The sequence below is a fragment of the Streptomyces sp. NPDC127595 genome (genome assembly GCF_042671685.1).
GTDB lineage: Bacteria > Actinomycetota > Actinomycetes > Streptomycetales > Streptomycetaceae > Streptomyces.
Genome location: NZ_JBHXWK010000006.1, coordinates 464,942 through 479,000, shown reverse-complemented (window position 1 = coordinate 479,000; position 14,059 = coordinate 464,942). Strand labels below are relative to the sequence as shown.

The following is a 14,059-nucleotide window of genomic DNA, read 5'->3' as shown; positions in this document are numbered from 1 at the left end:
AGCCGTTGCGCGACCCCTTCCGTGCCTGCGATCGCCATGGCATGCTCACCGCCGACGCACATATGAACTCAGTTCACATACGTAAAAGTCGATGAGTGTCGGTGGAAGGCGGTCAGGGCATGAGCAACGGATACGTGGGCATCAGCAGACGCGGCCTGCTCGGCAGCGCCATAGCGGTGGCGGCCGCAGCCGCGACCGGCGGAACGGCGACAGCCGCCACGTCCGCAACGTCCGCCACCCAGCGGGGCGAAACCCCCGCCCTCTGGCGCGAGTTCACCCGCACCCCCTTCACCCACCCGCAGATCCCCTACATCGGCAGGGCCGGCTACCGCGCCGGGACGGAACGTTTCCCCCGCCGCCGCGTGGTGGCCGACGTACGCGACTACGGAGCCGTCGCGGACGACGGTGTCACCGACTCCGCCCCCGCGATCAACCGTGCCATCGCTGCTGCCGGCAGGGCCGGCGGTGGCACGGTTCTCATCCCGCCGGGCACCTTCCGCATCGACGACCTGATCCGTATCGGCTACTCGAACGTCGTCCTGCGCGGCGCCGGCAGCGGACGTACGAAGCTGTACGCGACCAAGAACCTCACCGAGCTGATCGGCGTCTACGGCTCCCGTTACGGCGGCGACAAGTCGTCCTGGTCCTGGGCGGGCGGCCTGGTCTGGCTCTGCCCCACCGACCGCTTCACGACACTGACGACCGCCATCAAGGCGAAGGCGTGGCCCTTCGAGGGCTGGACCGGCAACAAGCGCGACGAGTGGCAGACGTTGACGACGCTCGAACCTGCGCGCCAGGGCTCCCGGTCGGTACGCGTCGCGGACGCCGGGAAGCTGAAGGCCGGCCAGCTCGTCCTCCTCCGTCTCGCCGACGACGCCGACCACACCCTCCTGGAGCACATGTCGGGCGGCGGCCCGGGCACCGAGGCGTACCTCTGGGACGACAAGACGAAGCTGACGAGTTACGTCCCCTACGAGTGGCCCGTGCGCATCGCGCGCGTGCAGGGCGAAAAGGTCACCCTGGAGAGGCCGCTTCCGCTGGACGTACGTCCCGAATGGGACCCGCGACTGACCACACTGGTGGAGCCGCTGACCGGCTCCGGCGTCGAGGGACTCACCCTGGAGGCGGTGGAAACCCCGCAGAGCCTCCACCTCCTCGACAAGGGCTACAACGGCGTCACCTTCCAGTGCGCGTACGACTGCTGGGCCGACGACGTGGTCGTACGCCACGTGGACAACGGCTTCGGCCTGGTCGCCGCCTCCGCCTGCACCCTGCGCCGCACCCGCGTGGCGGGCCGCGGCTCGCACCACCCCTACTTCTGCCGCGAGGGCTCGCACGACAACCTCATCGAGGACTTCACGGTCGAGCAGCGCACGGTCCCGGCGCCCGCCGGAACCCAGCTCCACGGCATCAATGTGGAGGGCCTCTCCTCGTACAACGTCTGGTCGCGCGGCGACATGAAGATGGGCACCTTCGACTCCCACCGCGGCCTGCCCTTCGCCAACGTCCGCACCGACATCACGGTCGACAACGTCGGCCAGCACGGCGGCGACTACTCGGCCGGCCCCCTCTTCGGCGCCCGCTTCACCCACTGGAACATCCGCGTCACCAACTCCCGCGCCGGCCTGATGAAGATCGACGGCCTCGCCCCCTATAGCGCCACCGTCGGCATCAACGAAGTGACGGAGTTCGGCCAGATCGACGTACCCGACTTCACCGGCGACCTCCACGCGCGCGTGGAGCTGTACGGCACGACGGACGTCGTACGCCCGAGGAACCTGTACGAGGCTCAGCGGGACCTCTAGGCCTCAGGCCGCCCCGAGCCCCGCCCGTGCGTAGCGTCCCGGAGGCACCCCCACCAGCTTCCTGAAGTGGCGGGTGAGATGGGACTGGTCGAAGAAGCCGGTCGCCGGTGCCACCTCGCCCGGCGGCCGTCCGTCGAGGAGCAGGCGGCGGGCGCGTTCGACGCGGCGGGACATCAGGTACTGGTGCGGGGCGATCCCGAAGGCCGCGCTGAACGCCCGTACCAGATGGGCGGGATGGGCCTGGAGGAGCCGGGCGGCCTCCTCCAGGGCGACGCCTTCGACGACCCGTGCGTCGAGAAGCTCACGCAGGCGGCGGGCGAGGGTGGGGTCGGGGCGCGCGGGTTCCCCGGGCAGCCGGGGCCGCAGATGCCCGCGCAGCCGTTCCCCGACCAGCGTCAGCCTGCTCTCGGCCTCCAGTTCGTCCCCGGGATGCGCGAGCGCGCTGTGCAACTGCCCGACCCGCCGCCGCAGTACGGGATCCACCAGGTCCGGCGCGTCCACCGCGGGCCCGATGAAGCTCTCGTCGAGCCGGCTCAGGTCCAGATACAGGACGCGCTTGCGGAAGCCGTGCTCGGTGACCGGGGAACCGTTGTGCGGGACGTACGGCGGGAGCAGCGACACCGTGTCGTGCGGGGTGCCGTGCTCGTGCCGGGCGAGGTCGTACCGTACGGCCCCGTCGTCGACGATCAGCAGCGTCCACGCCTCGTGTACGTGCATCGGGTACGCGTACTCCGTGTAGTGGGCGTGGAACACCTCCAGGACGCCCGGCACGCGCGGGCGCCACGCGGAGATCTCCCGCTGAGGTTGCCTGGCGGGGCGCTGCGGGGCCATGCAAAGAACGTACAAGACGATGTCGTACGGCGGTCGGCAGTCTCGAAGCATGAGCGCCTCCACCCTTGAACCCAGGCCCCTTGAACCCAGGCCCCTTGAACCCAGGCCCCTTGAACCTATGGCCCTTGCACCCGTCCGGTTCGACACTAAGATCGCCGTCCTGCTGCGGGACGATCTGGAGCCCTGGCAACGACTCAATGTGACCGCTTTCCTGGTCAGCGGCCTGGGGACGGCGGTTCCGGAGGTGATCGGGGAGCCGTACGCCGATGCGGACGACGTCCCGTATCTGCCGATGTTCCGCCAGCCCGTACTGATCTTCGAGGGCTCGAAGGAGACCTTGACCGCCGCGCACGGCCGGGCCCTCGCGCGGGTGCTGCCGCGAGCCGTCTTCACCTCGGACCTGTTCGCCACCGGCAACGACCGGGACAACCGGGCGGCGGTCCGGGCCGTGCCGACCGGGGAACTGGATCTTGTGGGGCTGGCGGTGTACGGGCCGCGGAACGCGGTGGACAAGGTGCTGAAGGGGGCGCGGATGCATCCGTGAGGCGGGCGGGAGCGGATGCATCCGTGAGGCGGGCGGGAGCGGATGCATCCGTGAGGCGGGCGGGATCCGGGTCGGACGCAACGAACCCCGGTGCGTGGCGAAGTCACCACGCACCGGGGGAGTCGTCGTACCGCCTCACGCGACGACGGTGAACAGCCCGGTCTGGGAGCCGAGTTTGCTGAGGGAGATCTTGCCGGGGATGCCGTTGGCGTCGTCGCCGGTGTAACCGAGGTGGCGCTGCCACTTGGCGTACGCGGCGACGGTCTTCGAGCCGAAGGAGCCGTCGCCTGCGTAGGACTTGGCGAGGTAGCCGAGCTTGACCAGGGCGGCCTCGGTGAGGTTCGTGCCCGCCATGTAGCTGACGTGGCCCTGCTTGGCGGCGGGGTCCTTCTTCGAGGCGTCGATGAGACGGGACAGATCGACACGGGGCTTGGACGCGCTACCGGTGCTGGGCTTGGTGGGTTTGGGGGTGCCCGGCTTGGCCGGGGTGTTCTTGACGGGCGTCTCCGCGAGCTGCTTCTTCACGTCGGCCCGGAAGTCGTCCATGTCGAAGCTGGGGTCGATCTTGCCGGGCTGGACCTCCTTGTGACCGGCGATCGACTTCTCGCTCCAGCCGTGGGCCCGGCACAGGGCAGCGGCCCACAGCACCGCCTTGCGATACTGCGCGTCCGGGTAGGGGTCCTTGCCGTTGCCGAGGTTCTCGATCTCCAGCCCGTACAGGACATCGTTGCCGTCGGCGTTGGCCTGGTTGTCCTTCGGGAGCGGGGACTTCTCGGCGCGCAGGGCGCTGAGGACGTCCAGGTCGACGGACCCGGCGTGGTTGGTGCGGCCGTTGCCGATCAGCCACAGGCCGTCGGTCTTGCCCAGCCAGGCGTGGCAGAGCGGGCCGGGGAGGTCGGACCTGCCCTTGGAGCAGAGTTCCTTGTCGTTGTGCCCCGCGGTGTGATGGATGAGCACGCCGATCACGGGCCCGAACTTCTTGCCCGTCGCCGAGTCGCGGCCGTGGGTCTTCCAGCCGGTGTGCTCGTGGAAGGCGAGGCCTTCGGCCTTTAACGCGGAGAGGGTTTCGGCGGCGGTCAGAGGTGTGGCCATGGCTGTGTTCCTTTCGGGTGTGCGTGGTCGGCGGGTGGTGCGGTCACCAGGCGGTGCGGTCGTACGGGTTCGAGCTGTTCCCCGGTTGTGCTTCTGCTGTGCCGCGGGCGTGTCCCGGGCCGGCAAGTAGTCACTTCGGGAAGGGAGTTGAGGCGCGTACACCTGGGACGCGGGTGGTGTCGCGGCTGGTTCAGCATCGCGGAATCTATGCGCCGCGCGGGGCGAAACCCGACCACTGGCCTCCTGTGGGGCGCCGGGTCGCCAGCCACACACCGCGGCCCAGTGCCCACAACGCCAACCCGGCCACAGCCGGGACCATGAAGAAGATGACCAGGCCGGCACCGATATTGGCGCCGATCACCCCCGCCGTCAGGATGCGCCAGCCGGTCCCGACCAGCAGCCCGGCCATTACCAGCGGCGCCAGCACCCCCCACCAGCGCCTGTCCAGACCGCCGCCGCTGCGCGAGGCACGTACGAGCAGCGCGGCGGCAACTCCAGCCAGCACCAAGGCCGTTGCGCCGAGCACGGTGGCCGTCCCGTCCGGGATCCCCAACGGCTCGAAGGCGTAGTCGAGTTGCGACGCCGGCAGCTCCGTGGAGTTCTGCTGGCCCATCAGTCCCCACGCGGCGACCGGTACGGCCGCGACCAGGACGGTGGAGGCGGTCAGAAGCGTTCCCCGATTCATCATGCGTTCAGCGTGGCGCCGGGGGGTCGCGGGGACATGAGCACGCGTACTCATGCGGCTATGGGTGGGGGACTGAGTTGCGCTGCGGATGCGGACCTGGGGACGGCTCTCCCATGGGCGCCGCGCTGCCCCTTGTTCCCCTTATGCCTTGCTGAGTTCGGTCTTCGCGGTGCCGGGCGCCGGAGTTGCCCACGCGTCCTGCGCCGGAAGCCCCCGCATCAGCACCCCGTACCCCACCCCCGCCACCGTCCCGACCACCGCGCACAGCCCCCACAGCCACTCCGCGCCGAACCGGTCGATGACGAGGCCGGACATCAGCGGTGCGACGAGCGAGGCGAGAGCCCAGGACAGGGTGTACATGCCCTGATAACGGCCGCGGCCCTGTACGGGGGAGAGCCGGACGACGAGCCCCGTCTGGGTGGGCGCGTTGACGATCTCCGCCAGGGTCCACACGCACACGGTGAGTGCGAAGACGCCGACCGACCCGGCGAAGGCGGTGAGCCCGAAGCCGTATCCCGCGAGGAGCGAGGAGATGACGAGCAGCCGCATGGGATCCCGGTGCTCGATGAAACGGGTGACCGGGATCTGCAGAACGACGATGAGTACGCCGTTCACGGCGATCGCCATGCCGTAGTCGGCCGGGGTGAAGCCGGCCTCGCCCATCGCGACGGGGAGGCCGACGAACCCCTGCTGGAAGACGACGGCGATGAGGAAGGACAGACCGACGACGCTCATGAAACGCCGGTCGCGCAGCACGGCCCCGAGCCCGACACCGTCCCCGTTCCTGGTCTCCTTGGCGACCTGGACGGGCCGGGACTCCGGGATCTTCGCGAAGACGACGAGTGCGCAGACGAGGGTCATGCCGGCCTCGAGGAGGAAGCCCGCGAGGTAGCTGAACTCGGCGATGAAACCGGCGGCCACGGAGGAGACGGCGAAGCCGAGGTTGATGGCCCAGTAGTTGATCGAGAAGGCCCGTACGCGGTCCTCGGGCCGCACGATATCGGCGATCATCGCCTGCACGGCGGGCCGCGAGGCGTTCGATGTGGCGCCCACCAGGAAGGCGACGGCCGCGATGGCGACCGGGTCGTGCATGAACCCGAGCAGCGCGACGGAGCCCGCCGTGGAAACCTGGGCGATCAGCAGGGTGGGCCGTCGCCCGAGCCGGTCCGTCATCACGCCCGCGCCGAGCGAGGAGACGACACTGCCGAGGCCGTGCAGGGAGGCGACGAGACCGGCGTACGAGGCGGAGTAGCCGCGGTCGATGGTCAGGTACAGGGCCATGAAGGTGGCGACGAAAGCGCCGAGCCGGTTGACGAGGGTGCTGGTCCAGAGCCACCAGAACTCGCGGGGGAGCCCGGAGACGCTCTCGCGGACGGCGCGCCTCATGACGGCGATTGGCATCGGGACCCCACGGAGTAAGCGGCTCGGGTGTTGATCGCAACTTACAAATGGCCGTCCCCTCCTGGCCACTCAATTAACAGATGCCGTCAACCGTCCGGCTTCTGGGCAGGCGCGCGAGGTGACGAAGGCTTCCATTACGCTCGTACGCATGGCCGACGCACCGTACAAGCTGATCCTCCTCCGCCACGGCGAGAGCGAATGGAACGCGAAGAACCTGTTCACCGGCTGGGTGGACGTCAACCTCAACGAGAAGGGCGAGAAGGAGGCAGTACGCGGTGGTGAGCTGCTCAAGGACGCCGGCCTGCTGCCCGACGTGGTCCACACCTCGCTCCAGAAGCGCGCGATCCGCACCGCCCAGCTCGCGCTGGAGTCCGCGGACCGCCACTGGATCCCGGTCCACCGCTCCTGGCGCCTGAACGAGCGCCACTACGGCGCCCTCCAGGGCAAGGACAAAGCCCAGACCCTGGCCGAGTTCGGCGAGGAGCAGTTCATGCTCTGGCGCCGCTCGTACGACACGCCGCCGCCGGCCCTCGAGGACGGCACGGAGTTCTCCCAGTCGGGCGACCCGCGCTACGCGTCGATCCCGCCGGAGCTCCGCCCCCGCACGGAATGCCTGAAGGACGTCGTCCTCCGCATGCTTCCGTACTGGTACGACGGAATCGTCCCCGACCTCCTCACCGGCCGTACGGTCCTGGTCGCGGCCCATGGCAACAGCCTCCGCGCCCTGGTGAAGCACCTCGACGGCATCTCCGACGCCGACATCGCGGGCCTGAACATCCCGACGGGCATCCCCCTCTCCTACGAACTGGACGCCGCCTTCAAGCCCCTCAACCCGGGCGGCACCTATCTCGACCCGGACGCCGCGGCGGCAGCGATCGAGGCGGTCAAGAACCAGGGCAAGAAGAAGTAAGCCGGAACGAGTGAGCCCCCTACCTGCGGGTTGTCCGCTGGTAGGGGGCTTGTTGCTGTGCTGGGGACCTCTCAGGGACCTGAGCCGTTCGACCGGGCCGTCAGCTGTTTCTGGTGCGCCGCCATACGTAGGCGCCGGGTGACGTCTCGACGACCTCGCGGGGATAGACGTCACGTACGCGTGTGAGTAGGGCCCATTGCTCGCCGGCCCACCCCGTCGGCAGCACGTGCAACGGGATGGTGACGGTGACCCCTGTGGCAGGTCCGTCGTGCACGGAAACCGACATTCGCCTGTGGCCGTCGGGCTTGAACTCCAAGGACGGAGTCCGCCCGGAGGTGAGCCATGTGGCGAATCGCTGCGACTCCAAGGTCGCCAAGGCGTCCTCCGAGTCCTCCAGGTCCTCAGGGAGGAGGGTTACTGAGAAGGTGGCGCTGAGGGACTCCGCCACGAAGACGATCTCGCAATCGAGGAAGTCATGGCCGAACAGGATGCCGGGCTGCGAGCGCCCCAGCACTCGCACGGCGACGCTGTGCCCGCTGGTTCCCGGCCGGTCGGCCAGGCAGATCAAGTTGACGACGTCGTCCGCCGAGTCCATCGATTACCTCCCCAATGCCCGAGCATCTTGCGTCGACCGCATTCGGCCCGTCGCCGCTCCACCGACCCGACGCTCATCCGCAGGACCGCAGGACCGCAGGACCGCAGGACCGGAGCGCGCACCGAACCCGAGCAGCCGACGGCAGGTGAACGGCCCCGTCATCACCCGATCCAGTTCAGTGCCGGGCTCACTCTGGACCTTTGAGTGAAAGCCTGGTCAGAAAAGCTCCAGCAGTTCCGTCAAAGTTGTGACGGACGGGACGGGGGCAACGTCCGGGAGCGGACGGTCCCGGAGGATCGCGCGCCCCGCATAACCGAGCTCGATGGCCGCTTGAACCAGGTCGGGATCGTCGTCGATGAACAGGCATTGCTTGGGGGGCAGGCCAAGTGCCGTGCTGGCGTGGTGGTACATGCGCGGATCCGGCTTGTTGCAGCCCAGCTCGGCGGAGATTGCGTACGCCTCGAAGAAGTGGTGGATGCCCAGTGCCGTGTGCAGGCCGGGCAGGTCGGGCCAGGCATCGGAGACCACGGCCATCCGCACCTGGCGCCGGCTCAGCTCCTCCAGGGTCTTCCTCACGTCCGGGTACAGCTCCAGCACTTGGTCCACGGGGACTTCACGACGGAGATCGGCCAGGAGCTGTGAGGTGGCCTCTATCCCGAGGTTGCGTAGCACCACACGGTGGTAGTCGTCGTAGTCGGGGGTCGAGGACAAGGCGGCGAAGAACCGGTCCCCGGCGGCGATCGCCGCGGCGAAGCGGTCATCCGTGACCGACGGATCGTGAGCGAGGACGGTCCCCTCGAAGTCCGCACGCGGGTTCCACCGGCCTCCGATCGGACGCATCAGCACACCACCGGAGTCGAACAGAACGGCTTGAACATCCCCGGAAGCGGGAGATCGTCTGGTCATCTGTCCAGTCTCACGGTCACTGGATCGTTCTGTCGATCCGCATTATCCGGCCGGTCTGCCCAAACAGCGCCCAGACGCCGCGCACTTCGCCGGCCCGACATCACGATCTCAAGTTCAGTAGACCTGGACTCCGGACCGTGCCAGCCCCACAAGACAAGTTCAAGCGCACCTTCTGGTCCATAGACCGGATGCTCGGTGGGCAGTGGGCAGTGGGCAGTGGGCAGCGGGCAGTGGCCACCGACTCCGGAGGTGTCGTCGTACAGCAGTGAGATCCGTCGGCGTCACCGGGCCGAACAGGTGCCGGTGCCGGTGCGGGCGATCGCGAGGAAGCTGGGGATCTCGAGGATCACCGCCCGCGTGGCCCTGGAGCCGGTTTGCGCGGGGGTGACACGGCGGGTGACCCACCTGACCTACGCAGTCCGGGAGCGGTGACTGTCTCGACATCAGCGTTCCCCCGCCGAGGTCAGCAGCGCGGCGAGATCCTCGGCTACGGCGAGAAGGCGGAACCGGCCGGATTCGAACCGGCGTCCTCGCGATTTTGGAGACCGCGCGCGACGACCTCTGCGCTACAGCTCCGCCCCCTCGGCCATCCTAAGGACTCCCGCTGCTGCCGAGGTGGCACCCGTGGGCTTCCTGTGCCGCTCGGCCGGGAACTGACCGGAACCGCGGTAGCTGACGGACAGTTGGCCTGCCTCCAATGAGACTTCGCCGAGCCATGGCGACCGCGTGTACTGCGGCCGCCATGTCACTGGGCAGCGCCGGGGGCGAACAATGCCGCTCCGCCGCCGAGAAGCAGTAGCTGCACGGTGCCGGAGATGCGCCATCCCAGAGCAAGCAGACCACCACCGGTGAGCACCGCGCCCCCGGCCAGGAACCACATCGCCTGCCGAGCAACCCGAGGCGCGTCCGGTGGGTTGGAATCGTCGTAGCTGTCGGCCCACCCTGTGATCCCGTAGCCGTACATCAACCAGGCGATCACCATCAGGTCGATCAGGAGCAGCGCCAGACTGACTCCCACCTGCTGACCGGTCGACGGTTTGCTCGGACGTCTCATTTCCACCACCGTCCCGGCTGTCGCCAATTCTCTGCCATCCGCATGGAACGCAGCATGCGGCCTCAGTCCGCATCACGCATGAGTACGCCTACTCAAGTGGCTCCAACGACGACCGCGGGACGCGCTCGCCCAGTCCGGCGCCCATGTACGCCTACGAGTTGGAAAGCGTGAGCGGTGAGCGAGCCATCACGTGGCGGTGTCGGAAGGCCACACTCGCCAGACGTGCTGGGTGTTCGGTATCTCAGGGCGGTCGAGGAGCCTGACAGCGCCCTGCCGGAGGCTCTCCTGCGGGGTGCGGGCGCGGCCCATTACCAGCCGGTGCAGGTGGCAGACCGGACATCATCGCCACCGCAGAGGCCGCGGCAGCCATCTTCTTGTTCACGCGCGTGTTCTGTCCCCCCACAGACGCCTGAGGCGCTCTGAGAACGAGGGCGCCAGGGCAGCGGTTCGCTACCGCGTTTGCTGTCATCATGGGTCGGATGGCAGACAGGCAGCTACCGGAGGGGTGGACTCTGGAGGAGATCCGCAAGGTCTCCGGCGATCGGGAGGCCACGGTTCTCGGCACCGATCGTGTCGTGACGTGGCTGGGTGGGCCGACGGCACAGGACGAACGGCTCTGCCCTGACATCGTCCTGGGGTTCCACGGACTGTCCCTGGTGAAGCCGGTCGAGGACGACGCCTGGTACATGGGCAGTCTGAACGACGACGGAAGTATCGACTGCTGGTGCGCCTACGACGATCTCCACGAGGCGCTTCGTGGGCTCTAGCGCCGAAGGCATCCGCTCCATGACGGAAGGCCCAGGTCATCGACCCGGGCCTTCTCGCTGTCTTTGATGATCAGTTGTTGTCTGCCGCATCCCCCGCGAGCTCCTCGCGAACGGCACGGCCCCCGCAGGCGTCAGAACACACCCTTGTACCCCTGCCAGCCGCTCGCGATCTTCGTGCGGCCGCCGAACGACCCCTTTCCGTCGCCGCTGTTGCGCCACACGTTGCCGGAGGTGTCGCGGGAGATGATGTCCGCCTTGCCGTCGCCGGTGAGGTCGCCGACGCCGACGATGGTGTTGTAGGAGCCGCCCCAGGCCGAGAACAGCTTGACGCGCGTCTTGAAGGTGCCCTTGCCCGTGCCGAAGTACCGGTAGAGGTTGTTGGACTTGTCCTGGGCGAGAAGGTCGCCGATGCCGTCGCCGTTGAGGTCGCCGACGCCCACGATCTTCTTGTACGTCTTCCAGTTGTCGTAGAGCTTCACGCGCGCCGAGAGCTTCCCGGAACTCGTCCCCTTGTAGAGGTAGACGGCCCCTGTGGAGGAGTTGCGTGCGATGAGGTCGGGGCGGCCGTCGCCGCTGACGTCACCGGGCGAGGTCAGCACGTCGTACTGGTTCCAGCCCTTGCCGAGCGAGGTGTGCGGGGTGTTCGTGAGGAAGGCCTGCCCGCGCATGGTCCGGTACACCCTCAGTTCGCCGCTGCTGAACCTGACGAGGATGTCGTTGCGGCGGTCGCCGTTGAGGTCGCCGAACGGGACCAGCGTCACGGAGGAGGGCCAGCCCGAGGCCGACATGCCGGCGCCGAAGGCGCCCGTCCCGTTGCCCGGCCGGTAGTTGATGACACCGGATGAGCTGAGGGTCAGGGCGTCGCCGGTCCCGTCCGGTGCCCAGCTGCCGCCGTTGGTGAAGTCATGGCGTACGGCGGCCCCGTTGGACACCTTCACCGTCTGCGTCACCGTCAGCGACGGTCCTGAACCGTCGGCGGGCGGGGCCGTCAGCCTGAAGGTGTACGTGCCGTTGGGGACGAGCGCGCCCTTGGCGTCGCGCATGTCCCAGTTCGCGGCCGGGCTGCCGCTCGCCTCTTCGCCGGAGAGCGTACGGACCACCGCGCCGGTGACCTTGCTGGTCAGCGTGGCCGTCCAGGAGGCGGCGGGCTTGGAGAGCTGTCCGCGCCACTGCCACCACGGGCTGCCGGCCGAGTCGCTTCCCCACGCGTTGTCCCGCACCTCCGACTCGATGACCGCGAGCCGTTGGGTGGCCACCTCGCTGGGCACCAGGTGGATCTGCTTGTCCGCGTCGACGTAGGCCGCGGGACCGCCGAACTTGTCCACGGTCCAGGTCACCCCGCGCAAGCTGGAAGTACCCGCCGCCAGGTCGCCGATCTTGCGGGTGGCCGCGGTGCCGCCGGCGAAGTCGGTGAGCAGGAGCGCTCCGGCCGTGGTGTCGTGCCGGACGAGGTAGCCGTCACCGAGCAGCGCCTCGCCGGACGGGACGGGGATGTTCTTCTTCGCCGTACGGTCCCAGACACCCGCCGTCGCGGCCGTGCCGCAGGACCAGTAGATCCAACGGCCCACCACCTGGAGCTCCTTGGGGACGCAGGGAGCGCCGGTGGCGACGGTGTCGGTGGTCTTGCCGGTCTTCAGGTCCTTGGCGGTGACGACACCGGTGCCGGAACCCGGCGTCCACAGGCCGGTCCCCCAGACGGAGGCGGCCGTGACGGAACGGGTGACGATCGGCGAGGTGTAGTCGCGGCCGAAGTCACCGACGTACTGCTTGGTGGGGGATGTGCCGTTGACGATCGCGTAGTGGCCGGTGACGTCGAGGACGGTTCCGGCGGCCGAGGGCACTGAGAAACCCGCTCCGTTGTCGAGGGACTGGAGGTACGAGTCGACGGTGGGGTCGGGCTCGGCGGTGAACGTCACCGCCCGTCCGTCGCCGGTGGCATAGGGACCCGCCCCGCGGCCGTCCCAGGCCTGCCAGGCCGGCGCGCCCGGCGTTCCGTCGGCGGCGATCTGCCGGGTGTAGTAGGCGCCCAGGAAGCTGCTGTCGGTCTCGTCGGTGGCCAGGGTGCCGTTCTGCAGCGACAGTTGGCTGATCGTCGCGGCCGCCGGTGGTACGGCGGCCAGTTCCGTCAGCGTCGGGGTGTCCGCCCCCGTGTCGGTGACCCGGCGTACCGCCCAGTGCCCGGAGTCGGAGCCGCCGACGGCCAGCAGACTGCCGTCCGGTGCCGTGGCGAGGGAGCTGTTCGCGTGCGGGAGCAGGGTGATCGGGTCCCCGCCCGTGAGGGGGACGGAGATCAGGGGCACGCCGGCCCTGTCGGCCGCGTCGCTCGGGTTCGACGGCACGGTGCGGGCCACCACCAGCCAGCGTCCGGCGATGCCGACGTACGGGTCGCCCTGCGTGCCGAGCACCGGCAACTGCGTCTCGGCGGCGGAGAGGTCGGCGCGGTCCAGGACGTGTGCCACCGGGTTGTCGGACCGGTACCAGACCAGCCGGTCCGCGCTCAGTGCGACGGCCGTCGGAGCGGCGGACACGGCCACGTCGCCGGTGACTTTCGCCGTGGTCAGGTCCACCAGCGCCAGGTGCCGCTCGCCGCTCGCCGACGCGTAGCCGATGACGGCGGTGCCGCTGTCGCCGCCCAGGACGGTGAAGTTGGCCGTGATTCCGGTCGGCCAACCGTCGACGAGGGTGCCTTCGGCGGGGGCGCCGTCGCCGTAGAGCCACAGCACGCGGTTGCCGGCGGCATCCCGGGCCTGGGTCAGCACGTGACTGCCGAAGGTGGCCCAGTACGTGCCGTGGGTAATGGCCACGTCCGTGGCGGTACCGGCGGAGAGGTCCCTGAGGACGACCTTCTGGGTGGGCGAGACGACATCGGCCACGACGTCGGACGACGATCCCAGGTATGCGGGGAGTTCGAGTCGGGCCAGATCGCCCAGCTCGGTCGTCGTGCCGGTGTCGTACGACGTCCACAGGTAGCCGGAACGCCCCTCCTGGGCATGCAGATAGCCGCTGGGTCCTGCGGTGTAGATCCGGTCCTTCCGCGGTATGTAGCGGTCCGCCTGGAAGACCTTTTCCGCGGCGAAAGAGGTGCCCCCGACACCGTTGTCAGCGTCGGCCGCGACGCCGAGCGGGCCGGGACCGGCGGTCACGGCGAGAGCTGCCAAGGCGGCGACGACGCCACGGGCGGTGGTACGACGGGTCATCGTCGCCTCCTGGGATGCTGCTGAACAGGAAAGGCGTGATGGGATGGCGGTGGCCGATCAGGCGCGCGTCGACAGCGCTGCGAAAAATGTCCAGCCCCCCAGCTGCCCCCATGCACAGCGGCACGAGAGTAACAGCAGGCTCAGGTCCAACTACGGCCGATCAGCGGGCAGTAGCACACCCGTGACCTGCAGGGGCCGCCCGGACGCGCCGTACGCGACCACGTGGTGGATGCTCGACGTCCGGGCTGAACGATCTCGTGCCACTGGGACCC

General features: G+C 69.0%; 13 protein-coding genes and 1 tRNA gene. 5 read left to right on the top strand and 9 right to left on the bottom strand.

Annotated features, from left to right (window positions below; genetic code table 11):
* Nucleotides 1-119 precede the first annotated feature (119 nt).
* Nucleotides 120-1,805 (top strand): glycosyl hydrolase family 28-related protein, encoded by a 1,686-nt coding sequence (locus ACFVKT_RS22090; RefSeq protein WP_385733969.1) that lies wholly within the window; start codon nucleotides 120-122, stop codon nucleotides 1,803-1,805.
* 3 nt (nucleotides 1,806-1,808) lie between these two features.
* Here ACFVKT_RS22090 and ACFVKT_RS22085 read toward each other — a convergent pair whose 3' ends face one another.
* A complete protein-coding gene (locus ACFVKT_RS22085; protein WP_385733967.1) occupies nucleotides 1,809-2,636 on the bottom strand; it encodes an AraC family transcriptional regulator in 828 nt (275 codons plus the stop codon).
* A 118-nt stretch (nucleotides 2,637-2,754) separates the two neighbouring features.
* Between ACFVKT_RS22085 and ACFVKT_RS22080 the strand changes: the two genes are divergently transcribed.
* Entirely contained in the window at nucleotides 2,755-3,180 is a 426-nt protein-coding gene (locus tag ACFVKT_RS22080; protein WP_385733965.1) for a DUF2000 family protein, read from the top strand.
* A 135-nt stretch (nucleotides 3,181-3,315) separates the two neighbouring features.
* On the opposite strand, the gene ACFVKT_RS22075 is transcribed toward ACFVKT_RS22080, so the two are convergent.
* The 3 genes from ACFVKT_RS22075 to ACFVKT_RS22065 all read right to left on the bottom strand — a co-directional run bounded on the left by ACFVKT_RS22075 (nucleotide 3,316) and on the right by ACFVKT_RS22065 (nucleotide 6,358).
* The gene (locus tag ACFVKT_RS22075) at nucleotides 3,316-4,272 is read right to left on the bottom strand and encodes an N-acetylmuramoyl-L-alanine amidase (protein ID WP_385733963.1); all 957 of its coding nucleotides are present in this window, start codon (nucleotides 4,270-4,272) and stop codon (nucleotides 3,316-3,318) included.
* Between the two features lie 205 nt (nucleotides 4,273-4,477).
* Nucleotides 4,478-4,960, bottom strand: a complete 483-nt coding sequence (locus tag ACFVKT_RS22070; protein ID WP_385733961.1) for a hypothetical protein — start codon at nucleotides 4,958-4,960, stop codon at nucleotides 4,478-4,480.
* A gap of 138 nt (nucleotides 4,961-5,098) precedes the next feature.
* Nucleotides 5,099-6,358, bottom strand: coding sequence for an MDR family MFS transporter (locus ACFVKT_RS22065; protein WP_385733959.1), 1,260 nt, complete (start codon nucleotides 6,356-6,358; stop codon nucleotides 5,099-5,101).
* A gap of 148 nt (nucleotides 6,359-6,506) precedes the next feature.
* On the opposite strand from ACFVKT_RS22065, the gene ACFVKT_RS22060 reads away from it, so the two are divergent.
* Complete coding sequence (locus ACFVKT_RS22060) at nucleotides 6,507-7,268, top strand: phosphoglyceromutase (protein WP_385733957.1); 762 nt, start codon at nucleotides 6,507-6,509, stop codon at nucleotides 7,266-7,268.
* Nucleotides 7,269-7,368: 100 nt separating this feature from the next.
* On the opposite strand, the gene ACFVKT_RS22055 is transcribed toward ACFVKT_RS22060, so the two are convergent.
* Together ACFVKT_RS22055 and ACFVKT_RS22050 are read right to left on the bottom strand one after the other, a co-directional pair.
* Nucleotides 7,369-7,863 (bottom strand): DUF5959 family protein, encoded by a 495-nt coding sequence (locus ACFVKT_RS22055; protein ID WP_385733955.1) that lies wholly within the window; start codon nucleotides 7,861-7,863, stop codon nucleotides 7,369-7,371.
* Nucleotides 7,864-8,079: 216 nt separating this feature from the next.
* Nucleotides 8,080-8,769 carry an HAD family hydrolase gene (locus tag ACFVKT_RS22050; RefSeq protein WP_385733953.1) on the bottom strand — a complete coding sequence of 230 codons (690 nt, stop codon included), beginning with the start codon at nucleotides 8,767-8,769 and terminating at the stop codon, nucleotides 8,080-8,082.
* Nucleotides 8,770-8,906: 137 nt separating this feature from the next.
* Here ACFVKT_RS22050 and ACFVKT_RS22045 point away from each other — a divergent pair, with 137 nt between their 5' ends.
* On the top strand, nucleotides 8,907-9,038 hold the full coding sequence (locus ACFVKT_RS22045; RefSeq protein ID WP_385733951.1) for a hypothetical protein: 132 nt from the start codon (nucleotides 8,907-8,909) through the stop codon (nucleotides 9,036-9,038).
* Between the two features lie 232 nt (nucleotides 9,039-9,270).
* Here the strand turns inward: ACFVKT_RS22045 and ACFVKT_RS22040 are convergent.
* Together ACFVKT_RS22040 and ACFVKT_RS22035 are read right to left on the bottom strand one after the other, a co-directional pair.
* Nucleotides 9,271-9,345 (bottom strand) — tRNA-Trp (locus ACFVKT_RS22040).
* A 169-nt stretch (nucleotides 9,346-9,514) separates the two neighbouring features.
* A complete protein-coding gene (locus tag ACFVKT_RS22035; protein WP_385733949.1) occupies nucleotides 9,515-9,823 on the bottom strand; it encodes a hypothetical protein in 309 nt (102 codons plus the stop codon).
* A gap of 479 nt (nucleotides 9,824-10,302) precedes the next feature.
* Here ACFVKT_RS22035 and ACFVKT_RS22030 point away from each other — a divergent pair, with 479 nt between their 5' ends.
* On the top strand, nucleotides 10,303-10,590 hold the full coding sequence (locus ACFVKT_RS22030; protein ID WP_385733947.1) for a hypothetical protein: 288 nt from the start codon (nucleotides 10,303-10,305) through the stop codon (nucleotides 10,588-10,590).
* Between the two features lie 131 nt (nucleotides 10,591-10,721).
* Here ACFVKT_RS22030 and ACFVKT_RS22025 read toward each other — a convergent pair whose 3' ends face one another.
* A complete protein-coding gene (locus tag ACFVKT_RS22025; protein ID WP_385733945.1) occupies nucleotides 10,722-13,787 on the bottom strand; it encodes an FG-GAP-like repeat-containing protein in 3,066 nt (1,021 codons plus the stop codon).
* Nucleotides 13,788-14,059 lie beyond the last annotated feature (272 nt).